Below are 23,703 nucleotides of genomic sequence, written 5' to 3'. Positions count from 1 at the left end.
TTAGCGCAGAAATTCGTAATGACCGGCAGTGCCTTCAAAAGAAAGGATGCCGTCGTCCGAACGTACTTCCATGGCAGGGATATATACCTTCCCGTCTTTCTTTATTTGCCATGTTCCCGGAATGAGGTCGGTGATGACAAATTTCATGGCAGCGTTTCCGTCTACTTTCATATCGACTTTGCCGGACAGAGGCCGGCTGTTTCTGCTGAAGGTAACGACCCGGTCGGCTATCTGTACGCCTACCACTTTCTCCGCATCAATACGTTTCACGTCGTGCATCCGTTTGCAGGTGTTGTCCGCAACCTGCATTACGTTCAGGAAGCAGTCTTCGGTGGCAGGTGCGGCAGGAGACACTTCCACGCGCCATGCTCCCCGTTCGTTGGCATCATCGGGGCGGTTGGGAAGTGCGTCGTTCGGGTAGTTGGTTCCGAATACCCAGAATTCTTTTCCTTTGCCACCCACCTTTTCTATCTGTGCATTTCCGGCTTCGGGCAATAATACATGGTTCTGCAACATTCCGGTATCGCCGTTTTTGGTGCGCCGGACAATGAAACGGTTGCCTTCTATCGTAGGTTCTTCAATGCTGTGCAGCAGCCAGAATTTCTTGAATGTGGGGTCGGAAGACACAACTTTGTCAAATACGATAAGTGCGGCGGGCACTTCGGCAGCGTGCAGGTTCAGGAAGACGAAGGAGCGTTTCGCTTCTTTTACTTTATCCGTGTAGGCTTGCGTGATGTCGCCTTTCAGATAGGAGTAGTCGGGTTTGCAGGCATCAGGCCCGAATCCGTGCGCCAGGGCTTTGCCGGTTGTGTAGTCTTTGCTTAGCAATTGCTCGAACGAGCGGCAGGTTTCCCAGCGGTCGCCGGGCATGCGTTGTCCGCCGTCATTGGTTGCAAATTCGGTCTTGCCGCCTCCGCCATAGTTCCAGCAGGCGAATTTTTCATCGGGATTATATACCAGCAGCGAATTATGTGCGATGGTACGTTTGAAGAAATTCTTGTTGTGCGGGCTGTTGTATCCGCCGGAACTTCCCTGATAGGCTCCCGCGTCGATGGCAAGGGGACCTTTGTAATAGAGCTGGAAAGAGCCGCCGTCCAAGTGCTGGTGGTTGCCGACAAACTGTTCGTTTATCTTCATTTCGGCAATCACGCTGTTTTCGTCCCATGCCGTGCGGGCTATCATCCAGCCGAAAGGACTTCCCGAATAGCGTGTCAGCGGCAGGTCATCGGGAGCTTTGGCCTTCAAATCCAAGTCTCTCCACAGAATGTCGAAGATGAGGCAGTGGCGTTCGATGTTGGGTTTGCGTTCGTACTCGTATGCCAGATAGCTGTCTTTGTAGAAGCTGGAAGCCAGCATGGCAGGCAGTGAGTAGGACGGCATGTTTTTTCTGATGGGATTCGTATCGCCGGCCGGCATCACCTGCCCGTCGGGACGGCGGCGGTAGAGGAAGTCGTACAGGACAAACTGCTGCGCCGGGTCGTATATGGCTCCTGCGCCCATGCGTTGCAGAATCCAGAGCGAGAAGAGGTCGTTGCTGAAACGTACATTTACGTAGCTCGTTCCCTGGTGGTAGTTATGCCCGGAGTAGATGTAGTTTCGCACAGGCAGATAATCCTTGAACATCATCTTTATTACATGGTTGTACATGTCCGGATACTCATCGTAGATGGATATGCCGGCAGAAAGCATGTCCCGCAGTATCATCCATTCGCTGGAGTGCCCGGCAATCGGTTCGTTGTTGCGTGGGGGATAGCCGCATTCCATTGTTTTGGCTATGCGGATGAAAGATTCTATGTAGGCTTTCTTTTCGGATTCTTTCATCTGGTCGTAGCACCAGTCATATACCATTGCTCCGCAGGTGAGCATCACACCGCTGGCACGCGACAAATCGCCTTTTGTTCCGTAATTGACGTTCTGAAGCGTGTCCAGCATGGCGGTAATGGCGCTTCTGGCCTGTTTCTTGTCGCCATACACCAGATAGTCAAGTGCCTGCACCTGTACGCGGCTGGTCACGCCACGCATTTCAAAGTAATAGCGGAACCCTCGGTCCTTGACTTTTGCCTCTTCTTCGGGGGTACGGTCTTTGCCCAATTTGTTCAGGGTAGCCAGAACTTCCTTTACATGCGGGTGCTCCATGCGTTTCTTTAAATCGGGCAAATCGGCGGAGCGTACATAAAGCCGGGGGTGTACTTGCGGCGGAATGGGTACTGTGACGCCTTCCATTTTCTCCCAGGTAACCTCTGGCCTGCCTGGTTGCGCATTGCTTTTCAGACAGAAAACGCAGAGGAAAAAGCTCGTGATAAATAGGATACTTTTTTTCATGTTTTTTTGTTTGGTATATTAATAAGTAGTTGTTTCCCGTTTTGTTTTGGAGAGGCGGACCGTGCTTAGTCCTCTGTAAATGTAAGGCAAAAATAGTTATCTTTATAGGCTTTGAATAGGCAAAAAGCCTCTGTGGCCCCATTTTTGAACATAAATGATATATGCTGGGACATTATTAATATTGTGTGCTTTCTGAATTATCCGTTATGTAGGATAAATCAGGCGGAATAATTGCAGGATTTATTCGTTTCTCTTATATTTATTAGTACCTTTGATTGCGAATGATAATTCGTTAGACCCCGGTTATCCTTTCGTTAGACCAGGGTTTAACGAAAGGGAGACCAAGGTCTGACGAAAGGATAACCGGGGTCTAACGAATTATCTACCGTAATCCGGCTATTTATCTATGGTACATACACCGGTTGGCATTAACTGATTAATAGTTTACCTATATGAGTGCTTATTATGATTTGTATCAAAGTCCGCCGGATGAAAACGGTGAAAGCGTTTGTCTGCATGCACGTATCCTGCCACGGGGAACAATCTCCGCCGGTAAATTCCGTGAGTTGGTGGCTAAGGCCACCGGTTTCAGTCCCGCCATTCTCGACGGAACTTTGCAGGCTGTTACAGACGAACTGTGCAGTTGGCTGTCCGAGGGGTGGACGGTGGAAGTGGGCGAGTTGGGCTATTTCTCCGTATCGCTGAAATGCGACCGTCAGGTTACCGACAAGAAAGAAATCCGCTCTCCGTCGGTACATTTTCAAAATGTGAACCTGCGCCTCGGGAGCAAATTCCGCAACCGTTTCAGTACGATGGAGCTGGAACGCAAAGCGTCGCCGTACGTATCCCGTTCCTTGATGGGCGAGGAGGAACGCAAGGAAAAATTATTGCAGCATTTGAATAAACACGGGTGCATCACACGGGCGGATTATGAATCGATAACGGGTTTGGTGAGGCATCGGGCGGTGTCCGACCTGAACCGATACCTTGCGGAGGGGATGATACGCAAATATGGCAGCGGCAAAACGGTGGTCTATTTGAAACCTTGATATCGGAAGAGAGACTTTTTTATAGGTGATTTGTCCCTACCTTTGGGTATGAAAAACAAACTTATGGAAAACACGCTTAAAGTCTGGCTTTTATCTTTTCTTCATTTATTCTTTCCCCGGCAGTGTGCTGTGTGCGGCACACTTCTGCAGGAAGGGGAGGAGACTATTTGTCTGAAATGCAATATGGATTTGTCCCGTACGGATTATCATCTTTGTGCGGATAATCCGGTGGAACGCACGTTCTGGGGAAAACTTCCTTTGGAACGCGCTACCTCTTACTTCTTTTATCATAAGGGCAGTGATTTCCGCCGGATACTGCATCAATTGAAATATGGCGGCCGTAAGGACTTGGGAGAGACCATGGGGCGTTTTATGGCAGCGGAGTTGGCTGTTTCGGAGTTCTTTCGCGATGTGGACGTCATCGTTCCCGTTCCTTTGCATCCCCGCAAGCAACGGATGCGCGGATATAACCAGAGCGAATGTGTAGCCAAAGGTGTTGCGGCGGTTACGGGTATTCCTTTGGATGCTGCTTCTGTGGTGCGCAAGAAGCATACGGAAGCGCAGGCAAGGAAATCTGCCTATGAACGGTGGAAGAATGTGGACGGCATCTTTCATCTTCGCCACCCCGAACGTTTTGCCGGAAAGCATATCCTGTTGGTGGACGACGTACTGACTACCGGAGCTACCATTACTGCGTGCGCCGATGTGTTTCGGGACGTGGAAGGGGTACGTATCAGCGTGCTGACACTTGCTGTTGCGAATTTTTGATAAATTCCGGTATTTCGGAAGAACGGGAAGTTTCCGGATATGTATTAAAATTTGTAATCTGTGTACTTTTTTAATAGAATAGTCATTTGAACTAATTTGTTTTTTAGACATTTATATGGTTCACTTTTAAAGTAGAAACGATATGGATAAAACAAATTTGTCAGCCTATATGGCTATGACTGTCTCTCAGTTGAAAGAAGAACAGCGCATGGGTACGGCGCATGTGTATCAAAGTACATTGAATCGTATCAAGGATTTTATGGAGCAGGACTCCATCAGTTTTGAAGAGGTCACCCCCGTGTGGTTGAAAGCATTTCAAGAGTATCTGCTGGAGCGCCAACTCCATTGGAATACAATTTCCACGTATATGAGGATGCTGCGTGCCACTTATTTCCGTGCCGTAGATGATGGGCTGGCTCCTTATCAGCCCAGGCTGTTCAAGGGGGTATATACGGGAACAAAGGTAACTGTGAAACGCGCTGTGGATGAAGATGTGTTCCGGCAGCTCAATGCACCTGTGGCGGATGAGAGCCTGGAGTTTACGCGCTTGCTTTTTTTATTGCTTTTTATGCTTCGCGGAATGCCGTTTGTAGATATTGCTTTTCTGCGGAACTGTGATTTGCGTGGCAATGTGATAGTATACCGTCGTAAAAAAACGGGTGCATGGCTCACTGTACGCGTAGAAGCTGAGGCAATGGAGATTATACGCAATCTCAGGAATACCAGAAAGGCACACCCTTTTTTCGGACACAACTTTTGTGATTAGGAAAAATAGTTGATTGATAACGAGTTAGTAAATGACACAAGTACGGATTTATCCGTATAAACATTATTTCGCTAAGGAAACTACTCTTTTCATGTAGGTTTCTATGTAGGTTAATTAATACCAATTGATTCCTACTAATGCGAATTAATAATAAGTCATTAACTAACTCGTTATCAGTCTATGTACACGATTAACATCAGGGGTAAGCAGAACCCGAAAGACACCAAGATGGTCAAGCTGGAGATAATTTTCTTCAAGACCGGTTACGCCCGTGTGCCGAAGGTTATAAACATCACAGGGCTATTAAAAGACTGGGATGTCAAGTCTCAGAGTTTCCGTGTAGGGAGTGCGGAGGCCACTACCAAGAACAAACTGCTTTTCGATTTGCGAACCAAATATCTGCATGTCGCCGATACCTGGGAGATGGAAGGCAGGAACTGGTCGCCCGTCCAGCTATCACATTGCTTCGATGAAATCAAGGCGGCCAAACCCGAGGTCAAAGTAAAGAGTGTCCAGCAGATGATCGATTATCTTGAAGAGACATTCAAAAACAAGAAACGCATCAAGAACGGTCAGATTGTCGACAGCACGACCAATGCTAAACGGTATGTCTATCTCAAGCGTGAACTGCAGGCGTTTACAAAGGAAAAATATGAAAAAGCCTTTTCCTCTTATTTCTTTACGGATATTACAGAAGAGTTTCTTCTTGACTTTGCGTTTTGGCTTAAAGAAAGAGGTATCAGAAATGGCAACAAGGCCGGACTTACACACAAACTAAGGTTGCTCCGTGCCGTATGCAGGCAGGCAGAAAAGAAAGAGATGTACGGGGTGAATATGGATAACTTCCTCTGTCTCGGTGATGATATTAATTGGCCGGAAACCACTTCAAGAGCAGTTCCGGAAACAGTCATAGCTAAAATCGCAAATGTTGACCGTACCTTGTTTACGAAAAAAGAGCAGTTGCATCTTGATTTGTTCCTGTTCAGCTACTATACCGGAGGTATGGCGAATGTCGATGTATGTAACCTGACATGGGATTTGGTCCAGGAAGACCGCATCGTCTATGAACGTATCAAGTTTCCCAAAACAGCCAAACCGGAATTACTCAGTAAAGCAAAAGCCATCATGAATAAATACCGTGGGCAAAGTTATGGAAATTATGTATTTCCTGTTTTTACTCATAAACACACGACCACTTCCAAGAAGACTACACGTGTCAAGCAAATTTCCACACGCCTTTCACAAACCTTGACGAAAGCATGCAAGATGCTGCGCATTAAAGAAAACATCACATGGTATTCCGCCCGTGGCTCTTTCATATCGAAGATGGTAGATGCCGGTAATAATCCGTATGTGGTTGCAGAGATGGCTGGTAACAGCCCATTGACCATCTATAAGCATTACTACAAGAATACAAAGCGGGAAGAAATCAAGCGGCAGATGGAAGAAATGTTCTGACCAGACATATCCATAAAGTTGTAAACACCTTGACAATTTCTCTGATGGATAAATCATACGGTGTAATGGCTGTTAAAAGTCATTGATTACCAATGTGATATTTGCAATATTGACAAAATCGCTCTTATTCTCGATTATTTTCATTACCTTTGTGGTCAATAACTTAAATAGAATTTATATGAAAGAATTGGTTTCAAAAATACAGGAAGTATATGCTACATTCTCCACGGATGCGGCACTTCAGATTGAAAAAGGCAACAAGGCCGCAGGGACCCGTGCCCGTAAGACCTCGTTGGAACTGGAAAAACTGATGAAAGAGTTTCGTAAGCTTTCCTTGGAAGAGTCTAAAAAATAACCTTTACACGTCCGGTCGTTATCACATAATGGCCGGTTCTTCTGCAGATGCGGCATAAAAACCATATTGGCAGAACGACATAATAAAATACGGAAAGCGTTAGCTTTTGTCATGCACCGAAATCTGGTAAATTTCACTTATCCGCAGGACAAACAGTTTTCGCCTATGCTTTTGCGTGGGCTTAACTTGTTTGCGGATAGGTTTACCAGAACCTCGGTGCTACGGGTTATGTCCCACGCTTTTTGGTCTTGGTACATTGAATGCTTGACGGGACTCAAGCCAAATACGGAGATATTATGAACGACATGAATCTGATGGATGAACTTTTGAAAATTCCTGCTGATGCAACTGCCGCCACCGTACAAGGCATAGAAATGCTGCTTATCGATGAAAACAAGGCGGGGGCTTTATTGGAGTCGGATCCTAATGACAACACCATCCACGAATGCCTTTTAAGCAACGGCCGTTTCCTGTTCCAATCGGACAATACCAACCTCGTTGCCCTGTATAAAGTAACAGGAGCATCTGAATAACGCTCCTGTTGCATATAATCACCTTATTTGTCTGATTTCATCCTTCCTGCAAAGGCTTTTGACGGTTTGAATGCCGGGATATTGTGGGCAGGCACTATTATCGTGGTATTCCTGCTTATGTTGCGTGCTGTCTTTTCCGCACGGTGTTTGATGATAAAAGAACCGAAGCCGCGAAGATAAACCTCCTCGCCGTTTATCATGGAAGACTTTACGCTATCCATGAATCCTTCGACAACTTGTAACACGACCTGCTTCTCCAGACCGGTCTGCGTTGCTATTTCCCTGACGATATCCGCTTTTGTCATATTAACTCTTGATTAAATACTGTCAATCCGTTCACAAAGATACATCATTTCCTGAAATATCCTCCTTTTACAAACACATATAATAAACATTAGCCGGCGTCCGTCTCTACTCTTTCGATACAAATAGTATCGAAGTATGAAGCTGACACTCAACCGCAAATTCAAAGGTCAGACCTATACCATAGGCGACCTGTCCATCGACGGCAAATTTTTCTGTAATACCATCGAAGATGCCGTGAGGGAACTTCCGGCAACCTGTCCGGATACTCCTCGCGGCCGTTCCTGTACCTGCAAGGAAAAGGTCTATTCCAAGACCGCCATTCCTGCCGGGACTTATAAAGTTACCCTTCAGTACAGCCCCAAGTACAAGAAAAAAATGCCATATCTGCACGATGTACCTCATTTCCTCGGCATCCTGATCCATTCAGGCAACACCGAGGGAGATTCCGCCGGTTGTATCATCGTGGGAAAGAATACGGTCAAGGGAAAAGTTTTGGAATCCCGTACTACATTCCAAAAACTGTATGCCATGCTCGAGTCCGAAAGGGACATAACCATTCAGATTATATAAATCGAATGGCGGTCAACAGGCTCAAACCACCCAGAAACCTGCGCATCGAGTTCAAACCGTCCCCACGGCAGTATGAACTCTGGAAACTGTTGCAACCGAACTATTGTCCCCATTGTGGCGGGGAGATCGAGCAAATCCTTATCGGTTATGACCAGCAAGGCAACCCTCAGTACAGGCCTCAATGCAGGCATTGCAAGTCGCAGAACCTGCCGCAGCTGATACTGGGAGGCGGAGCGGCCGGCGGCGGAAAATCGTATATCGGCAGCGTTTGGCTGGTGTCTTCATGTATTCGGTTCGAGAATATCCGTGCGGTGGTGGCCCGTAAGACACTCAAGTCGTTAAAGGAATCGACATGGAACACCATCAAGTCGATTCTGAAGGACTGGGGACTGAAAGAGGATACAAACTACAAGATAAACAACCTCGAAGGCACGCTCACATTCTGGAATGACTCGGTCATCATCATGAAGGAGATGGCGGATATCCCCAGCGACCCCAACTTCGAGCGTTTCGGCTCTTCGGAATATACCATCGCCATGGTGGATGAGGTGTCGGAAATCTCGGAACGGGCCGTCGAAGTACTGTTCTCCCGTCTCCGCTGGAGAACCCATGAGACATTCAAGACCCCGAGAATGCTGCTCACCACCAATCCGACGATTAACTGGGTGCGTTCCCGCTTCGTGCAGGACGAAAACGGAGACAAGGTCATCTGCCGCGAGGGTGAAGCGTATATACCTTTTTCCGTGTTTGACAACCCGAATATCGCTTTCCGTCAGGTGTACGAGGCGGCCCTGAACAAGATCCGGGACCAGGCGACAAAGGAACGCCTGCTCTATGGCAACTGGGATTTCGTGGAAGCCAACGATATGGCGATTTATAACAGTTTCGACGGCTCCCGGCATCTCGTTACCGGACTGAAAGAAAAAGCATACGATCCGACCAAGCCGCTCATCACGGTGTGGGACTTCAATGTTGCCCCCCAAATGTCGGTGCTCTCCGCACAAATAGACTATGAAAACAGGAAGGTCTATATACTGGAAGAGATACTCGGCAAGCCGGAGGAAAAGGAGAACAACACACCTGCGTTGGCACGGAAAGTACGCTTAAAACTTTACCGGGACAAGCATATTGGCGGAGTGGATGTGACCGGTGACCCTTCCGGGTTACAACGCTCCACCACCAACGAGGACGGCATCAACAACTATACCATCATCACGGACACTTTCGGCAGAGGAATCCTGCGACCGAAGGTAAAGCTGTTACGCAAGCAGCCTCCGCAGGCTACACGGTGCGAGTTCGTCAACGAGGTATTCGGGGGCTATGAAGGCTGGGAGATACAAATCGATATCAAATGTCGCAAACTTACCCAGGATCTGATTTACCAGCTTCGTAACGAGGACGGTACCAAGAGCAAACAGAAGACCACCGACCCGAAAACCGGTGTCAAATATGAACGGTATGGACACTTGTCCGACTGCCTTGACTACCTGCTCTGTTACTACCTGCGCGACAGCTGGTACAAGTTCAAGAGCGGAGGCGACGGGAACGGGTATGTGGTCTCCACATCGGTAATTCAGGAAGGATTTTCATACTAATAACGGAACAAGGATATGTACAGACGGTTTCTCAATAATGACGACTATCTTGGGATAATTACTCCGGAAGCACTAGCACAACTCACGCGGGGCAATGATGCACGATTCATCCAGGCGGAAGAATCGGCGGAGATGAGCATTGTGGAATATTTGTCAGAGAACTACGAGATTGAAAAGGAACTTGCAAAAGGAAAATATATCGCCGAATACGACCATCGAATTACCTATCCCGTGGGTGTGCATGTCTATTTCGAGGGACAAATCCATGAGGTGATACGCTCCGTCAGCGGCTATCGCAAGCCGGCAACGGCAATCTATTGGGAAGAGTGTTCCGATATCCACGTCGATGCGGGACAAGTTGTAAATTACTCCCAGTTCAACACCTATTATCCGGGTGATAAAGTAAACTACAACGGTGTTGTCTATATTTGCCTTGCCGAAAACGGGTACAAGTTCGATGATATCCGTATCCCGATGGTCGGCGGTTGGATCGAGACGGAAGTCACGTTATGGCAGCCTGTCGAGTATCCTCTGTGGTCAGTCGTTGAATATGAAGGGGCGTTCTATACTTTGATGACGCTTGACTGTTTCGATTGCAATCTTGACCCTATGGTGTCCGACTGTTGGGGAGCCATAGCCGATTACGATTCATCATACAATGCCTACGAATTGTCGGAACACGAATATGTAGTTTATGACGGACGGGTATTTTACCCGGAAACGGATGTGAACGCGGACACGCCGCAAGTCGGTCTAAACCTATCATTACACGATCCACGAAACTACAACCTCAAGAAGCATATGGTTCGATTGGCTATCTACGAGCTCACGAAACTCATTGCCCCGAATAATGTCAGTGTTGTCCGTATGCGCGATTACGAGGACAGCATGAAATGGCTTAATGATGCCGCCAAATTGCGACTTAATCCACAAATCCCCCGTAAAGTCGATGACACGAAAAAGCCGGTTACCGATTGGCAACTGGCTACTTTCCAAACAGATTATGACCCGTATCGAAACCCGTGGCTGACCTAAATAACAGTAAATACCGCTACCGGATTTGTTGTCGTAGTCTTTACCATGAACAAGAAACGAAATTACTGCTTGTTTGTTAGTTCCGTTTCCACAAGAGCCCCCCTGAACGGGTGGCAAGTTCCTTGTAATATGCCGCCAAAAGAAGATATAAATTTGGCCTTTTAGAATAATCCAATCTGCTATATTCCTTACTGCCTTTGCGGTATTTAATAATCTCAAGACATTGAATAATTATTTACTTGTTTTTGTGCCCGTTGGATTTAGGTTTGAATAAGGCATGAAGTCTTATCACGCACACCAACAATGTTTCATAATCAACATGAAAGTAGAGGCGTTCATCTTTCAGACTACATTGAAAGTGAATCCGATAGCGGCATGAAACGGTTCTCCCTACAGGACGGGCAGATGAGCAACTGCATGCTCTCTGCCCGTTTTCTATGGTACAAGGCAATTATAATAAAGCCATTTTTATTTTTCCCTGAAAAAAGTGTCGGTTATTTCATTGCAGAACAAAACATTTTTCTAATTTTGTATTTGAAGAAGTATTCACTCTAATAAACTGATATGTATGACAATGGATACATTGTAAAATGTCGCTCGATTTTAACAAATGATATTTGTTTGAGCGAAGCTTCGCATAAAGCGGACGTTTTTCTTGTGTGCATTAGTTACCTTACATATTCCCTTAAAAAGTGTATTGATAATTTGGCAGTGTGGAAAATTCGTGTAAACACACACACACACACACACACACACACAATTATCGCGCGTCAATATATAATAAAACATTTAATTTACAATGGATTACCGGAATCAATTATCCGGGGTTATCCTTGTCTTACGACAAAAGTTCCTATAAATACTCATCCTCTGCCATATTGTCTCAAAAAAGGCAGGATATTTTTATGGTCCGACGGTACTGGGGAGCGTTCTCTGCGCCCGAATATCGTCGGTTTTTTGTTTCCACCCATAACAGTCTGAAATCTCTTTTAGTGTTTAAGTATCTATGATTGGAATATATGGAAATAAACAAACCATGCCTGAATCCCAGAAAAAAGAACTTTTCTCCGCAGGTATTACCTATATGGTAAGTGGCGAATATGCCTTTGCCTTCTCCTGTTTCACGCAGGCAGGAAAGTCTGACCTGCCGACACTTTACAACAAGGCGTTATGCTGCTACTACCTTTCTCTGTATAATGACTGCCGTTCCCTGCTGTTGGAAGCGGAGAGGCTGCTGCCACCGTTAACGGAACGTCTGCCGGAAAACCTGCCGGAAGCCGTCCTCCGCTGGGAATACGAAAAAAGCCCTGCCGGTTGTCCCATGCCGGAGGATGCTCCCGATAACCTCGCCGCCGTACAACTGTTGAGGCTGAAAGCGAAAGTGTCGGCCAGACTGCACCTGCACACGGAGGTGCGGACTATCCACGCCCGTTTGGGCAATAAATATCAACACATTGAAGAACTGATAAAAAACATACAACCATGAAATACAGTGACATATACAGGCTTTACTCGACAAGTCAGCCGAAGGATGCAATTCATCAGGCGCTCCGGGAAGTGTCCGTCGATGACAGCGACGAACAGTACGAAGACCGTTCTCCGTTGCATCTTGCCTGCCAGTATGGAGACACGGAGGGGGTCAAGATACTTCTTGAACGTGATGCCGAACCCAACACGAAGGATGCAAACGGTTCCACCCCGATTCATATCCTCGGCAGAACCAGTGCCGGCTGTGCAGATGAAGACAAACTGAAAGAAATAGCCGTCGTGCTCATGGAACATGGAGCGAATATACCGCGTTCGGCTAAGAATACGACGGCCCTTATCGAGTGCGTAAGGAACCGTCATTTCAAGATGGCGGAAGCGATCATAAATTCCGGAACACGCGTCAACTCAACCGACCTTAACGGCGAGAACGTGCTTTTCGGTTTTTGTGCCGCTTCAGGCGACATCAGAAGGGATATCCGGTTCGCGAAAAAGGAACTGGACGAATCCGTACAATACAGTTACCCCGAAAACAAGATAGAGGAAATCAGGAGCAGGATTGCAAGGCTGGAGGATGATGGCGAAGCCGCCTACCGACTTGCCAGAAGGCTTGTTGAAGAAGACAAGGTCGATCCGGAAGACAAGTCAAACAGTGGAAAGACAGCCTGGGATGCCGCCATAGAGAACAAGGCGATGAAGATCGCGGCCTTCCTTTCCGGAAGCGACCCCGATGTTGACGAACTTTCGGCCTTGCACGGCAACATGGACATATTCCAGGCTATGTACATGAAGGATATGGAGGCGCTGGATGCCATTCTGCGTTCGGGTGCAGACCTGCAGACGGTGTGCGAGCACAAGGATATGTATGACTTTGAAGGCAAGTCGCCCCTCGCTTGTGCGTTCAGCTGGTTTGACAGCATACAGGATGCTCCGGCCATGATTCTGAACGGCGGAGCGAATCCGAATTACCGTTTCCCGAATGAAGAAACGGCTTTTTCGGTATGGGTGAGCAAGGACTATTTCTGCAAGGATACCGAGGTTTACAAGGGGCTGCTTGACCTGATGAAGAAAAAAGGCTGGAATCCCGAGCTTCCTGTTGATGCAGAAGGCAACACGGCACTTGCCCTTTCCTGCCGCCATACCGGCTACAGGTTGGGTAAAACGGCATTCGGTTGGCTGCTCAAGGGAAAGGCCGACCCCAACGCCGCCAATCTTTCCGGCCAAACTCCCATGATGATGCTCTTCGGTGGTCATAAGGCGAACGAAAAATATGTGCCTTACGGCTGGTCAGCCGGTTCTGACGACCCCACGGAAATCCTCGAAAAGCTTCTCGAAGCCGGAGCTGACGTGAACAAGACGGACAACCGGGGAAACACCCTCCTGCATTATGTGGCGGCATGTTGTCGTGACAGCATGGCACAGAAAGCGATTGAACTCCTGCTGGACTTCAAGCTGCCTGACGTAAATGCCGTAAACAATGAAGGCAAAACGGCCATGGACGTGGCGGCAGACTACAACAATGACAATCTCGTAAGACTATTATTGAAATATTCTTAAACAAAGATATATGGACAACAACCAGACATTTCTCAATGCTTGCCGAAACGGGCAGAAAAGCATTGTCCAGATATTCCTGAAAAAGGGAGGAATTGACATCAACAAAAGGGATCAGGAAGGAAACACTGCTCTTTATTATGCCTGTCAGAAAGGTTACAGGGACATAGTGGCTCTGCTTCTTGACAACGATGCCGACGCGTCATGTATCAACAACCGTTCCGAAAGCCCGCTCCACGCGGCGGCACGGAGCGGCAACAAGGAAATCCTCGGGAAGCTGCTCCAGAAGGGGGCCGACATCAACGTGACGGACAATGAAGGACAAACCCCGCTAATATGCCTGCTTGACAACAAGCGTACAGATGCCGCCCTTTTCCTGATGGATCAGGGAGCCGATACGGAGGTCGCCGATGCCTCCGGCCACAAGGCCATCGACTATGCCACAGCCCACGGGCTGCGGGAAGTGGTCGCCCGACTCTCGTGCGGGAATGACCGGGATGCACGTGGCAACACCCCGCTTCATCAGGCCGTGTATAACGGACAGGGTGAAATTGTCCGCACGCTGCTCCTGTCAGACAAGTCCATGCTTGACTCGACGAATGACGGCGGAGAGACTCCGCTGATACTCGCCTGTATGCAGGGGAATCTTGTCATGGTCAACCTTCTTCTCGGGGCCGGAGCCGATCCCGGCAAAGCTATGCTGAGCGGCAATGCCCCGATACATTACGCGGCCATTTCAGGTAACCGCTTTATAGGCGAGGCTCTGCTGAAGGCCAAAGCTGCGGTTGACGCACAGAATGACAACGGGGAAACCCCGCTTATTCTTGCAGCCAAGGAGGGCCACAACGATTTTGTGTCCGTCCTGCTTGAATTTCACGCGAATGTTAGCATCTCAGACAACCTCCAGCACACCGCCCTGTACTATGCAGGAGAGCGCGGCTTCAACGAAATCGTGGAAAAACTTCTTGAAAACGGAGCGGAATAAACAGGTAAGATATTCATTAACAAATTTAATATTAGAAAGATATGGCAGAAGAAACCAAGAAGACACCTCAGACACCCGAGGAAATCGCAAGAGAAGCACAGGCTCAGGCCATGAAAGCAGCACTGGAACAGGCGCAAGCCTTGTATGGCAACATACCCGGATTTGAAGGCACCGACCTGATGAAGATGCATGAAAAGCTGATGCAGGACTCGGCCGAGATGTTCCCGGGAGTTGCGGAGGCACAGGCATACCAGGCAAAGATGATGGCAGAATCCGCCCAGGATCCCGAGGCGATAATGGAGACCTACAGCAAAAACATCGAGTTCGCAGGGAACATGATGCAGCAGGCAATGAATGCCGGATTCATGCCGGAAGGTTTACCGGATTTCTCGGACGGTTTTGACGTATATGCAGGTTGGGAAATCACCCGCAAGGGCGACAACAGCCTGACACCTGAACAGAACAAACTTCTGGCTTATGGGGCACCTCTGTTCCTATACAACGATGACAACGTGGACTCCCTTGAAAGTACAGCAGGCACGGACACCCTTAAGGAAATGCTTGAGGAATGGTGGGAAGTTACTGACAGGAAGAGTGCCCTGGAGACCATCTCATGGCTGCTGAACGAAGGCCAACATGCCGGTGCGGATCCGGCCTTGGCTGAAATCCGCCAGCGTGGAATCGAGGCCATCACCGAGGAAGAAAAGGCGGACGAGGACAGCAAGATCGGCGATGCGTTCACGATAGCTGAATTTGTAATGGGAGTAAATGAAACGACGGAAGCGGACCTGCCCGAAACCGTGCTGGCATGGGACCTTGTACGTGCCGTGAACATGGCCCGTTGGGCTTTCATCTGCGGCTACATCAATGAAGACGAAATGTGGGAAGCCATCAGAACCACTGCCGGCATAGCCAAGGAATCCTTCAGTTCATGGGAAGAATACGGCAACAGCTTTGCCGTGGGACGCGGAATATGGAGAGGCGAAACAGATGACTACGAGACTGCGGATGAAGTCGTGGGAGCGCTTCTCAATAAAGAAGATTCCCCTTGGAAGGCAATCGAATGGTAGAATCCAAAAAAAATAGAATCAACAATATCTTAAAAGTTTTACGATTATGGCACTTTTCAAAAATGCAGCAACAGAATGGGAGAAAACCATGACAGAGAATGATCTTGACCAAATGGAAGCACAAGGTCTTGACGTAAGTAAATACAGGGAGAAACTGGCCGCACGGCGTGCAAAGGAGGCCGAAGAAGCCAAGCGAGACAGGGAACTGTACAAGAACCCGACACAGCTTGACAAGATGAAACCGTACATGCAGACGCCACGCAGTTCTGAGACCGAGTTCTTCAAGAAACTTGCAGGAAAGGCACCATGGCTGGGCAAAAGCAAGTGGTTGAGAAAATTCACGGAAGGATATATCGTTTACGCGGGGATTGTCAGTGCCCCGGCAGAGGCGTGGAAAGGCGTGAAGCACAAGGACGACTCTTTCCATGGTATTGGCATATACGCACTGGACAAGGGACACATGAACGATATGGAATGGCTGAAGAGAGTGATGGAAAAGCTGCGCAACATGTGTGAAGGCAGGCAGCCGGTAGCTCCCGGATGTGAGGGCGTAGTCAGTCTTGCCAAGGAGGAGGACTGCTGGTCAACCGTGAAACTGAGTGGTGAAATCGTGGAAGGCGCCGATGTGGAAGTAAGGAAACTTGTCCTTTATTACAAGGAACTTCCCCAAGGCTATCTTCCTTCAGACGGCATCGTCCCCCACTTCTACTGGGAAGGGACAATCAGAGTCATACCGGCTGAATTGTATGTCTAAATCCATCTGAAAATATGATTATAGCCGTTATATGTATTATCGTGGTACTGCTCATAATTATTTTATGGGCAGTATTCACTAACAACAGCCTTATTGCAAAGAAGAACCGGGTCAAGCAATGCAGAAGTGGTATCTGCGTGGTCCTCAAACAGAGGAATGACCTGATCCCCAATCTTGTCGCATCCGTAAAGGCATACATGGGGCACGAGAATGAGATTCTCATCCGCATTGCCGATTTGCGGTCAAGGGCTTCGAACGCTACAGAGTCCGAGCAGATAAAAAGCGGTACGGAAATGTCCTCGCTTCTGTCAAGACTGAATGTGGCGGTGGAAGACTACCCGGAGCTGAAGGCGAACCAGCAGTTCCTTCATCTTCAGGTCCAGATCGAGGACATGGAGAATGAGCTGCAGGCAATCCGGCGCACCTACAATGCCGCTGCTACCGATTATAACAATTACATTGAAATGTTTCCGTCGTCGATAATCGCATCCTGGCGCAAGCATGAGCAGCAGGAGTTGATAGAGTTCCCGGAAAGTGAGATCAAGGAAGTGAAAGTGGGAGAATTATTCAAGTAAAGCATGGAAGAAAGTCAGAATATAGATTTCAAGGGCATTTCCCTTCACATGAAGAAAGAGATGTCCCGTATCAGGATGCTCCGGATTGTGTTCCGCATCCTGACCTCCATTGTCTATCTGTGTACCGTCGTGTGGTTCGGTTTCTGTATCTTCGGCGGATTCCTCGTGGACCGTACTGACTATGAGACTTCCGTCACCACGGGAAAATACCTCATGATAGGCTTTGCCGTATTTTTTGTACTTCATTTCGCATTCATGAAATGTTTTGCCGCGCTGAACAAGAGGGAAACCTACACGATGGCCCACATCATCTACCTGCTGTTCCCGGGAGCAAGGTACAATCCTTCCGGTTCCATACAGCCGAAAGTCTTTGCGGACAGCCGCCTGTTCGGAACGGCATTGTCATCGGGCAATTCGGTAAGTTCGACCTGTTACGGCCGTCTTGACATTCCCGTCGGAAATGACATGATGACTGTCGTGGATGCCGGTGTGACTTCAGCCAATTCGAAAGATTTCTCGGCCTTCAACTTCCTTGAAGTGCCGTACCAGTATTTTTCCGTCCGATATTCGGAGTCAGGATAGAGAGCACGATGCACAGTTTCAGGGGCATGTTCGGGTGCTGCAAGCTGAACCGCACCTTCAGGGGCTACGTGATGCTGCTGCCCGACCATCTGGAAAACAAAATCGGCTACCTGGCGCAAACAATCCAGGGAATGAAGGAAAAGTACGGGGCAAAATTCGTACATTTGGAAGACCCGGAGTTCGAGAGGCATTTTGCCGTGTACGCGGATGACGAGGTGGAAGCCCGCATGGTGCTCACCCCGGCGATGATGCGGAAGCTGACCGCCCTGCGGAAATCCTTCAGCCGTGACTTGATGCTCTCCTTCAACGGGAACATGTTCTACTACGCATCCGACACTCCGGACGGTTTCTTACGTCCCGGCAGGAAGTCGCTGGATGACGAACATCTGCTGGAACAACTGTACAGGGAGGTGAACTTCTGTCTCACTGTAGAAAATGGAATCAAATAATCAACAATAATCGAAAACGAATAAAAAGAATTACAACATGAGCGAACTTAAAAATCTGTCAGCCATTCTTGAAGGAGGTGCTGTTCCAGCCGGTTATAACGGGAAAGCAATCGGCAAATTGTCTAAGACATACCTCAAACTGGAAAACCGCAAAGTAGTAAACCTCTATCCCATCAGAACCGTGATGCACGAAGACAGCCGCTATTGCCTGTATGCCTGCCCGTTGAAAGGGACTGAAATTGACGAGGCCACCCTTCAGAGCATCAAGGCTGAAGTGGATACGCTGGAAATCGGTGAAATCCGTTATGATTCCGTACAGTCCTGTGGCTATGACTATTACATAGTAGATCCTGATACAGGCCGTCATATACTGACAGGACAACGGGATATGGATTCGGTAATGGAAATAAGCGATCATTATGACGGCGTCATCCTGTTCAGCAAATCGGTATTCTCGCCAAGAAAGGCCAATCAGCTTGATTGTGCCTATGCCTTGATCGGCATTGAAAAACAGCCCAACGAGTTCAAGATAGAGGCTATTCCTAATAGCGCGATAGGCCAAGCACCTACGATACTGGAATTTGAAGCTCCGCAGGAATCGCCTGCTGTCGAAAAATACAGGTCGGCCATGACGGTCCTGTCCATAATCATCACCGCGGCTCTGCTTATCTGGTACTTTTTCATAAAATAATATCACCGAACGAATAACTTCACTAATATCCGAATATGGCTACATTCAATTATTCTTCCAAATCGTCCATCAAGGACAATCTGACTGAAATCCTTGTCGGTGCCGGACTGATAATAGTACCGGTAGTTTATCCTTTCGGTATAAAAGTCGGTACACTTCGCATCCTCGGACCGTTACCAACAGCCATCATCCTTGCCCTTGTCGGACTGTACATGCTGTTCAGAGCCTGGCGGAAGATACATAAGGCCCGCAAGTTGGCTGCCAAAAGCTGTATCATCACGGTTGACGGCGATAAGGTGACATACCCGGTCATCGTGAAAGGAAATGTTGAGATGCGTTCTTTTACATTGTCGGAAATATCCAGTTCAAACTACAATTACGACAATGGTATTCTGACAATCACCCTCGCCAACGGCTCAACGGCCAAATTTGACGTTGATTTCTTTGACGGACTGCCACAGCTTAAAGAATTTGCGGCGCTCTTGAAAAAATAAACCGGTGAGATATGGAATGGTTGGATAAAATAAAGGATTTTCCGAATCTGATACAGCAGGAACCCCGCTACGGCTATCTGGTCGTGGCGGGCCTGCTTCTGATATGGCTTGTCGGTGTCATCTGTGGCTGGAAGTGGACGTATTCCCGTCCGGGTAGTACAGGAGGTAACTTCTGGATGAATCTGCTCGGTCCGAAAACTTTCCGGTTCTGGCTGGGAGTGATTCTTGCCGTCGGGATAGGACTGTCTCTGTACCTGTTCTCTATTTCCGGCAAATAGCTGAGTGCTCTTTCCCGGATGCCACCTGTAAACTTAAAAAGTGATTGAGTATGAAAACAATTCCAATTATAACCTTCTTCCTGTGCACGGTGATGTATGCCCATGCACAGCTTAACATCGTTCCCAAGAACGATGGACTGAAAGAGTACACGGTGACAAATGCCCACCCCTATGACAGCCTGACGAACGTGGAGAAGCGGAGTTTCACTTCCCTTCCGGGACAGACCCTGTACATGCATGGGGTAAAAAATGACAGGAACGGCTACTGGGATGCTTTCTACACGGTCAATTTCCTTACCGGGGATGACCGAACGGTGTACAAGGCGGTCAACATCAGTACCACCCCTTCTAAAGAGATAGTGGGGAAATATTACGAGGTAGTGAAGGTCTGGACAAAGACAGACTACCTGTCGGCTGGATGCTGCCTGCTGCTCCGTGAAAAAGAAAGCGGTGATGAGATGTATTACAACCCATTCAGGTATCCGCTGAGCATGACCTGTATAGGGTATTATGAGAAACTGAAACGCTTTGTCGGACAGACATTCCTGTCACTTGCCAAGGCCGTCGAGACCGAGGACGGTCAGGTAATCACCCCGGCTGAAGGTGCGGAGTACCGTTGTGTGGACATCGGCCTGAAGATGAACAGTGACGGGGCGTTTCTGCTGATGGAAGGTGCTGACGGTGTCCGTGTGGAAGCATTTCCTATAGGCGGTGACGAGGTGTACGAGTTTGTAAGCACGGCACGTATCGGCCAGCTGGAAAAACGGTACGGCGAGAAATACGGGAAGCTGATTGCCTTCCGCAAGGTCGATACCGGCATGACGAGGGAAATGGTCATCGCCGCGTGGGGCGAACCATACCACAAATCGGAAGTCAAGAAGGAAGGCAGGACTCTGGAGACATTGCGCTTTTCCGACAACCGCTATGTTGAACTGCTTGACGGGGAAGTACAGTATGTGCGCATCTATTGAACGGAGCGCAACCTTTATCTGTAAAGTCACAGGCAGGGCCTGCATTTATCGTATATTAACAGATGAAAGTACCAAGGAATCAGGGTAAAATACCTATCTTGCGCAAGAATCTTCAATAATTGACGACTCAAAAAGAAAGAACTATATGGAAAAGGATAATATCAAAGGATGCTTTGTCTCGTCCGTGTTGCTTTCACAAAATCAATGGGACAAGAAACAGTTCATCCATGACTTCGAGGAAGACTGGGGAATCGTCCTTACCGATGACGACGACAACGGGGACGTACTTGTCGGAATGTTCAGCGGCATGACATTGGCAATAGCCATCATGCCCGGTCCCGTACCCAACGGAGAAGCGGAACACTATGCACAGGGCAACTACCTGTGGAAAGATGCAACAGAAGTGGCACGACAACACGAGGCACATATCCTCGTATCCGTGACCGGAGACCAATCCAACCTGCTGGAGAGAGCCAAACTGTTCACCAGAGCCACGTCTTCCTGCCTGAAACAGTCCTACGCTACAGCGGTATATACCGACGGTATGGTGTTCCAACCCGAATTTTACAGGGATATGGCCGCACTCCTGCAAGAAGATGAACTGCCCGTCATGGACTGGGTATGGTTCGGCATCTACCGCACACAGAAAGGAATCCCCGGCATCTATACCTACGGACTGAGAAAATTCGGGAAAGAGGAAATCGAAGTGTATGCCCCTGCCGATCTGAGTGACATCCGTGATTTCCTAATGGACATCGTGCATTATATCCTGTCGGATGATGTCACCTTGCAGGACGGGGAAACCATAGGATTCTCCGAAGAACAGAAACTTGCCATCACGCTTAGCGAAGGCATCGCTTTGGACGGCATGACATTGAAACTTGAATATCCGGACGAATGAGAAAGGTAAAGGGAAACATAAGAAAAATGCTTGCGGCCATCGTTCTCACGCTGCTGTGTTGTTCTGCCTTCGCACAGCGGATCGTGGAATCCGGTGACTTGCGAACCACCACGGACGAACAGCATGGAACAGTCGTCCATTATCTGAAGGGCGGAAAACGTCCGCTATCGGGCAAATTCCGTATCTTGCGGGGGCAGGATGAGGAAATAGTGCATTTTTCCAAAGGGGTTATGCAGGGCGAGTACAGGCGTTTCCGCAACGGCAGCCTGCGGGAAAAGGGCAAGTATACCGACGGCAGACGGCATGGTCTGTTCGTTTCCTATCATCAGGACGGAAAGACACCGCAACGGGAAGCACCCATGCAGTACGGGAAGATAGACGGTACGGTAAGGACATGGTTCAGCGACGGGAAGCCGGACATGGTTCAGGAATATAGGCAGGGCAAGCGGAACGGCAAGGAACAACGCTTTGACCCGAAAAGCGGCAAGCAGATCTACGAGGCAAACTATACCGACGACCGGAAAGAGGGAAAACAATGGAAAATCAGCGAGGATACCACCGAGAGATGGGTCAGCAAAACCGTCAGCCACTATAAGAACGGCGAACTGGACGGCCCCTACGAATACACGGCCCACCTACATGGCAAGCTGTACGCCTACAAATCCGGCTCGTACAAGAACGGCTACAAGCACGGTTCGTGGAAAGAAATCGACCGGGACGATATCGCAGTCCAAGGCGAATACACCGAGGGACGCGAGACGGGACACTGGATACGATATGATATCATAAGCGGAGAAATCCTGAACGAGTGGGACCGGTAAAATTTAAAAAACATGGAAATATATACTCCAAAACCCAAAATCAAACTTTCTCCTGTGGTAAGAAACGGGAGAGAATTTGTCGAAGTGACTTTCGGTAATGACAATGACATCCGCTTGTCGCTGTCGAAGGAAGAAAACGTACTGCTTGTCGGTGGCAGAGCTTATCTGCCGGCAGAGAATTTCGTGCTTGCCGAGTTCTTCGACCGCTATGTGAAAATGGCGTTTATAGACTATTCCGCCATCAAGGAAACCGCACCCCGTAAAGAGGAAGACAAACGGCCGCCACTGCCGGAAGGTTATCTGGAAAAACTCCAGCAAGTGCGTTACAGTGACCATACCGTAAGGGTATATACCTCCTATTTCCGCGATTTCCAACAATATTTCGAGGGGCGTAAGATTGAAACGGTTACTCCCGGCGAGATAAACGACTACCTGCTGTATCTCATCCATGAGAAAAACATATCCTCCTGCCAGCAAAACCAGCGTATCAACGCCATCAAGTTCTATTACGAGAAAGTTCTCGGTCAGGAACGGCGGTGTTACAAGGTGAACCGTGCCAAACGGGAGAAGACGCTGCCCGACGTGTTGAGCAAGGAGGAAATAAAGAAAATACTCGACGTGACAGTGACAGACCTGCGTTTCTTCTGTATGTTCTCCATACTCTACTCCGCAGGGTTGCGCATCAGCGAACTGCTGGAACTGAAACCCGGCGACATCAACGACCCCCGCTCCCTGATACGGGTGCGTCAGGGAAAGGGCAAGAAGGACCGCTACACCCTGCTGTCAAAACCGTTGATGAAAAAGCTGACGGAATATAACAGACTATACAAACCGAAAGTGTGGCTCTTTGAACACAGACCGGGCGAACCTTTCACCGAGAGTATCGTGTCGAAACGGTTGAAGGCTGCGGCTCGGGAAGCGGGAATCACGAAACGGATTTATCCGCACCTGCTGCGCCATTCGTTCGCCACCCACTTGCTGGAGCAAGGAACCGACATCAAAATTGTGAAAGAGCTTATGGGACATAACAACATCAAGACAACGGAAAGGTATGTCCACATAGCCGACACTTTCAAAAGCAATATCAAAAGCCCGTTGGACGATCTGTTGATGGAGGAAGACGAGGTCTGATACTTAAAGAAAATAACAGCCAAATCGGCTGATAGTATAACGTTATGCGGCAGCTTAAAAGACGACACCAAACCAAAAAAAATCACCTTGACAACCACCCGACTTTGAACTACGAAGGATGAAATTTTTCAGGGACAACTTCCAGCATTTCCAAAAAACAGTTTACCCATTGACTTGGAGACAAACAAACAATTTGAGCATTAAG

The 23,703-nt window shown here is 48.4% G+C and carries 26 protein-coding genes and 1 pseudogene; 24 read left to right on the top strand and 3 right to left on the bottom strand.

Annotation, left to right across the window (positions count from 1 at the left end; all coding sequences use genetic code 11):
- Positions 1 to 2,322: a heparin/heparin-sulfate lyase HepB gene (gene hepB, locus H8S52_RS14490; RefSeq protein WP_186910094.1), complete on the bottom strand. Its 2,322-nt coding sequence runs from the start codon at positions 2,320 to 2,322 to the stop codon at positions 1 to 3.
- A 452-nt stretch (positions 2,323 to 2,774) separates the two neighbouring features.
- Here hepB and H8S52_RS14485 point away from each other — a divergent pair, with 452 nt between their 5' ends.
- From H8S52_RS14485 to H8S52_RS14460, 6 genes are all read left to right on the top strand, one after another.
- Entirely contained in the window at positions 2,775 to 3,371 is a 597-nt protein-coding gene (locus H8S52_RS14485; protein WP_117984457.1) for a DsbA family protein, read from the top strand.
- A 63-nt stretch (positions 3,372 to 3,434) separates the two neighbouring features.
- Positions 3,435 to 4,139: a ComF family protein gene (locus H8S52_RS14480; RefSeq protein WP_117984455.1), complete on the top strand. Its 705-nt coding sequence runs from the start codon at positions 3,435 to 3,437 to the stop codon at positions 4,137 to 4,139.
- A gap of 142 nt (positions 4,140 to 4,281) precedes the next feature.
- The gene (locus H8S52_RS14475) at positions 4,282 to 4,905 is read left to right on the top strand and encodes a site-specific integrase (RefSeq protein ID WP_186910093.1); all 624 of its coding nucleotides are present in this window, start codon (positions 4,282 to 4,284) and stop codon (positions 4,903 to 4,905) included.
- A 180-nt stretch (positions 4,906 to 5,085) separates the two neighbouring features.
- Positions 5,086 to 6,363, top strand: a complete 1,278-nt coding sequence (locus H8S52_RS14470; RefSeq protein WP_004293508.1) for a phage integrase SAM-like domain-containing protein — start codon at positions 5,086 to 5,088, stop codon at positions 6,361 to 6,363.
- 178 nt (positions 6,364 to 6,541) lie between these two features.
- Positions 6,542 to 6,718, top strand: a complete 177-nt coding sequence (locus H8S52_RS14465; RefSeq protein WP_009316604.1) for a histone H1 — start codon at positions 6,542 to 6,544, stop codon at positions 6,716 to 6,718.
- A 296-nt stretch (positions 6,719 to 7,014) separates the two neighbouring features.
- Entirely contained in the window at positions 7,015 to 7,251 is a 237-nt protein-coding gene (locus H8S52_RS14460) for a hypothetical protein (protein WP_009316603.1), read from the top strand.
- 23 nt (positions 7,252 to 7,274) lie between these two features.
- Here the strand turns inward: H8S52_RS14460 and H8S52_RS14455 are convergent, their stop codons facing one another.
- Positions 7,275 to 7,556, bottom strand: coding sequence for an HU family DNA-binding protein (locus H8S52_RS14455; RefSeq protein ID WP_008142902.1), 282 nt, complete (start codon positions 7,554 to 7,556; stop codon positions 7,275 to 7,277).
- A 136-nt stretch (positions 7,557 to 7,692) separates the two neighbouring features.
- On the opposite strand from H8S52_RS14455, the gene H8S52_RS14450 reads away from it, so the two are divergent.
- The 18 genes from H8S52_RS14450 (at position 7,693) to H8S52_RS14370 (ending at position 23,498) form a co-directional block, all read left to right on the top strand.
- Complete coding sequence (locus H8S52_RS14450; protein ID WP_009316602.1) at positions 7,693 to 8,127, top strand: DUF5675 family protein; 435 nt, start codon at positions 7,693 to 7,695, stop codon at positions 8,125 to 8,127.
- Positions 8,128 to 8,132: 5 nt separating this feature from the next.
- Complete coding sequence (locus tag H8S52_RS14445; protein WP_004303996.1) at positions 8,133 to 9,722, top strand: phage terminase large subunit; 1,590 nt, start codon at positions 8,133 to 8,135, stop codon at positions 9,720 to 9,722.
- Positions 9,723 to 9,737: 15 nt separating this feature from the next.
- Positions 9,738 to 10,757: a hypothetical protein gene (locus tag H8S52_RS14440; protein ID WP_009316601.1), complete on the top strand. Its 1,020-nt coding sequence runs from the start codon at positions 9,738 to 9,740 to the stop codon at positions 10,755 to 10,757.
- A 1,036-nt stretch (positions 10,758 to 11,793) separates the two neighbouring features.
- The gene (locus H8S52_RS14435) at positions 11,794 to 12,243 is read left to right on the top strand and encodes a hypothetical protein (RefSeq protein WP_040293443.1); all 450 of its coding nucleotides are present in this window, start codon (positions 11,794 to 11,796) and stop codon (positions 12,241 to 12,243) included.
- The gene (locus tag H8S52_RS14430) at positions 12,240 to 13,799 is read left to right on the top strand and encodes an ankyrin repeat domain-containing protein (protein WP_087381352.1); all 1,560 of its coding nucleotides are present in this window, start codon (positions 12,240 to 12,242) and stop codon (positions 13,797 to 13,799) included. The genes H8S52_RS14435 and H8S52_RS14430 overlap by 4 nt, the downstream gene beginning before the upstream one ends.
- Positions 13,800 to 13,809: 10 nt before the next feature.
- Positions 13,810 to 14,781, top strand: coding sequence for an ankyrin repeat domain-containing protein (locus tag H8S52_RS14425; RefSeq protein WP_087381353.1), 972 nt, complete (start codon positions 13,810 to 13,812; stop codon positions 14,779 to 14,781).
- A 41-nt stretch (positions 14,782 to 14,822) separates the two neighbouring features.
- Positions 14,823 to 15,851, top strand: a complete 1,029-nt coding sequence (locus tag H8S52_RS14420; RefSeq protein WP_087381354.1) for a DUF1266 domain-containing protein — start codon at positions 14,823 to 14,825, stop codon at positions 15,849 to 15,851.
- A 46-nt stretch (positions 15,852 to 15,897) separates the two neighbouring features.
- Positions 15,898 to 16,605: a hypothetical protein gene (locus H8S52_RS14415; protein ID WP_004328547.1), complete on the top strand. Its 708-nt coding sequence runs from the start codon at positions 15,898 to 15,900 to the stop codon at positions 16,603 to 16,605.
- A 14-nt stretch (positions 16,606 to 16,619) separates the two neighbouring features.
- Positions 16,620 to 17,180 carry a LemA family protein gene (locus tag H8S52_RS14410; protein ID WP_004328546.1) on the top strand — a complete coding sequence of 187 codons (561 nt, stop codon included), beginning with the start codon at positions 16,620 to 16,622 and terminating at the stop codon, positions 17,178 to 17,180.
- A gap of 3 nt (positions 17,181 to 17,183) precedes the next feature.
- Positions 17,184 to 17,762, top strand: a complete 579-nt coding sequence (locus tag H8S52_RS20005; RefSeq protein ID WP_243635779.1) for a hypothetical protein — start codon at positions 17,184 to 17,186, stop codon at positions 17,760 to 17,762.
- 8 nt (positions 17,763 to 17,770) lie between these two features.
- Complete coding sequence (locus H8S52_RS20000; RefSeq protein WP_243635778.1) at positions 17,771 to 18,211, top strand: DUF3137 domain-containing protein; 441 nt, start codon at positions 17,771 to 17,773, stop codon at positions 18,209 to 18,211.
- A gap of 37 nt (positions 18,212 to 18,248) precedes the next feature.
- The gene (locus H8S52_RS14400; protein WP_004328544.1) at positions 18,249 to 18,902 is read left to right on the top strand and encodes a hypothetical protein; all 654 of its coding nucleotides are present in this window, start codon (positions 18,249 to 18,251) and stop codon (positions 18,900 to 18,902) included.
- 35 nt (positions 18,903 to 18,937) lie between these two features.
- Positions 18,938 to 19,396 (top strand): hypothetical protein, encoded by a 459-nt coding sequence (locus H8S52_RS14395; protein WP_009316593.1) that lies wholly within the window; start codon positions 18,938 to 18,940, stop codon positions 19,394 to 19,396.
- An 11-nt stretch (positions 19,397 to 19,407) separates the two neighbouring features.
- A complete protein-coding gene (locus H8S52_RS14390; RefSeq protein ID WP_004328542.1) occupies positions 19,408 to 19,674 on the top strand; it encodes an immunity 17 family protein in 267 nt (88 codons plus the stop codon).
- Between the two features lie 50 nt (positions 19,675 to 19,724).
- Entirely contained in the window at positions 19,725 to 20,645 is a 921-nt protein-coding gene (locus H8S52_RS14385; protein ID WP_117722015.1) for a hypothetical protein, read from the top strand.
- Between the two features lie 145 nt (positions 20,646 to 20,790).
- Positions 20,791 to 21,546: a DUF4261 domain-containing protein gene (locus H8S52_RS14380; RefSeq protein ID WP_004328540.1), complete on the top strand. Its 756-nt coding sequence runs from the start codon at positions 20,791 to 20,793 to the stop codon at positions 21,544 to 21,546.
- Positions 21,543 to 22,367, top strand: a complete 825-nt coding sequence (locus H8S52_RS14375) for a toxin-antitoxin system YwqK family antitoxin (protein WP_009316591.1) — start codon at positions 21,543 to 21,545, stop codon at positions 22,365 to 22,367. The genes H8S52_RS14380 and H8S52_RS14375 overlap by 4 nt, the downstream gene beginning before the upstream one ends.
- Before the next feature lie 12 nt (positions 22,368 to 22,379).
- Positions 22,380 to 23,498, top strand: coding sequence for a site-specific integrase (locus H8S52_RS14370; RefSeq protein WP_117722014.1), 1,119 nt, complete (start codon positions 22,380 to 22,382; stop codon positions 23,496 to 23,498).
- Positions 23,499 to 23,607: 109 nt separating this feature from the next.
- Here the strand turns inward: H8S52_RS14370 and H8S52_RS14365 are convergent.
- Positions 23,608 to 23,703, bottom strand: a pseudogene (locus tag H8S52_RS14365) (rRNA adenine methyltransferase); the annotation flags it as partial.

This window comes from Bacteroides sp. NSJ-48 (genome assembly GCF_014287405.1).
Taxonomy (GTDB): Bacteria; Bacteroidota; Bacteroidia; order Bacteroidales; family Bacteroidaceae; genus Bacteroides; species Bacteroides stercoris.
This window is presented reverse-complemented; position numbering and strand designations above follow the sequence as displayed.

Bases quoted from the DNA above. Each gene is read 5' to 3' on its own strand.
- H8S52_RS14425 (WP_087381353.1), top strand. From the start codon at position 13,810: ATGGACAACAACCAGACATTTCTCAATGCTTGCCGAAACGGGCAGAAA.
- H8S52_RS14450 (WP_009316602.1), top strand. From the start codon at position 7,693: ATGAAGCTGACACTCAACCGCAAATTCAAAGGTCAGACCTATACCATA.
- H8S52_RS14385 (WP_117722015.1), top strand. From the start codon at position 19,725: ATGAAAACAATTCCAATTATAACCTTCTTCCTGTGCACGGTGATGTAT.
- H8S52_RS20000 (WP_243635778.1), top strand. From the start codon at position 17,771: ATGCACAGTTTCAGGGGCATGTTCGGGTGCTGCAAGCTGAACCGCACC.
- H8S52_RS14465 (WP_009316604.1), top strand. From the start codon at position 6,542: ATGAAAGAATTGGTTTCAAAAATACAGGAAGTATATGCTACATTCTCC.
- H8S52_RS14430 (WP_087381352.1), top strand. From the start codon at position 12,240: ATGAAATACAGTGACATATACAGGCTTTACTCGACAAGTCAGCCGAAG.
- H8S52_RS14470 (WP_004293508.1), top strand. From the start codon at position 5,086: ATGTACACGATTAACATCAGGGGTAAGCAGAACCCGAAAGACACCAAG.
- H8S52_RS14475 (WP_186910093.1), top strand. From the start codon at position 4,282: ATGGATAAAACAAATTTGTCAGCCTATATGGCTATGACTGTCTCTCAG.
- H8S52_RS14455 (WP_008142902.1), bottom strand. From the start codon at position 7,556: ATGACAAAAGCGGATATCGTCAGGGAAATAGCAACGCAGACCGGTCTG.
- H8S52_RS14390 (WP_004328542.1), top strand. From the start codon at position 19,408: ATGGAATGGTTGGATAAAATAAAGGATTTTCCGAATCTGATACAGCAG.
- H8S52_RS14395 (WP_009316593.1), top strand. From the start codon at position 18,938: ATGGCTACATTCAATTATTCTTCCAAATCGTCCATCAAGGACAATCTG.
- H8S52_RS14370 (WP_117722014.1), top strand. From the start codon at position 22,380: ATGGAAATATATACTCCAAAACCCAAAATCAAACTTTCTCCTGTGGTA.
- H8S52_RS14375 (WP_009316591.1), top strand. From the start codon at position 21,543: ATGAGAAAGGTAAAGGGAAACATAAGAAAAATGCTTGCGGCCATCGTT.
- H8S52_RS14485 (WP_117984457.1), top strand. From the start codon at position 2,775: ATGAGTGCTTATTATGATTTGTATCAAAGTCCGCCGGATGAAAACGGT.
- H8S52_RS14420 (WP_087381354.1), top strand. From the start codon at position 14,823: ATGGCAGAAGAAACCAAGAAGACACCTCAGACACCCGAGGAAATCGCA.
- H8S52_RS14460 (WP_009316603.1), top strand. From the start codon at position 7,015: ATGAACGACATGAATCTGATGGATGAACTTTTGAAAATTCCTGCTGAT.
- hepB (WP_186910094.1), bottom strand. From the start codon at position 2,322: ATGAAAAAAAGTATCCTATTTATCACGAGCTTTTTCCTCTGCGTTTTC.
- H8S52_RS14435 (WP_040293443.1), top strand. From the start codon at position 11,794: ATGCCTGAATCCCAGAAAAAAGAACTTTTCTCCGCAGGTATTACCTAT.
- H8S52_RS14415 (WP_004328547.1), top strand. From the start codon at position 15,898: ATGGCACTTTTCAAAAATGCAGCAACAGAATGGGAGAAAACCATGACA.
- H8S52_RS20005 (WP_243635779.1), top strand. From the start codon at position 17,184: ATGGAAGAAAGTCAGAATATAGATTTCAAGGGCATTTCCCTTCACATG.
- H8S52_RS14400 (WP_004328544.1), top strand. From the start codon at position 18,249: ATGAGCGAACTTAAAAATCTGTCAGCCATTCTTGAAGGAGGTGCTGTT.
- H8S52_RS14410 (WP_004328546.1), top strand. From the start codon at position 16,620: ATGATTATAGCCGTTATATGTATTATCGTGGTACTGCTCATAATTATT.
- H8S52_RS14380 (WP_004328540.1), top strand. From the start codon at position 20,791: ATGGAAAAGGATAATATCAAAGGATGCTTTGTCTCGTCCGTGTTGCTT.
- H8S52_RS14440 (WP_009316601.1), top strand. From the start codon at position 9,738: ATGTACAGACGGTTTCTCAATAATGACGACTATCTTGGGATAATTACT.
- H8S52_RS14445 (WP_004303996.1), top strand. From the start codon at position 8,133: ATGGCGGTCAACAGGCTCAAACCACCCAGAAACCTGCGCATCGAGTTC.
- H8S52_RS14480 (WP_117984455.1), top strand. From the start codon at position 3,435: ATGGAAAACACGCTTAAAGTCTGGCTTTTATCTTTTCTTCATTTATTC.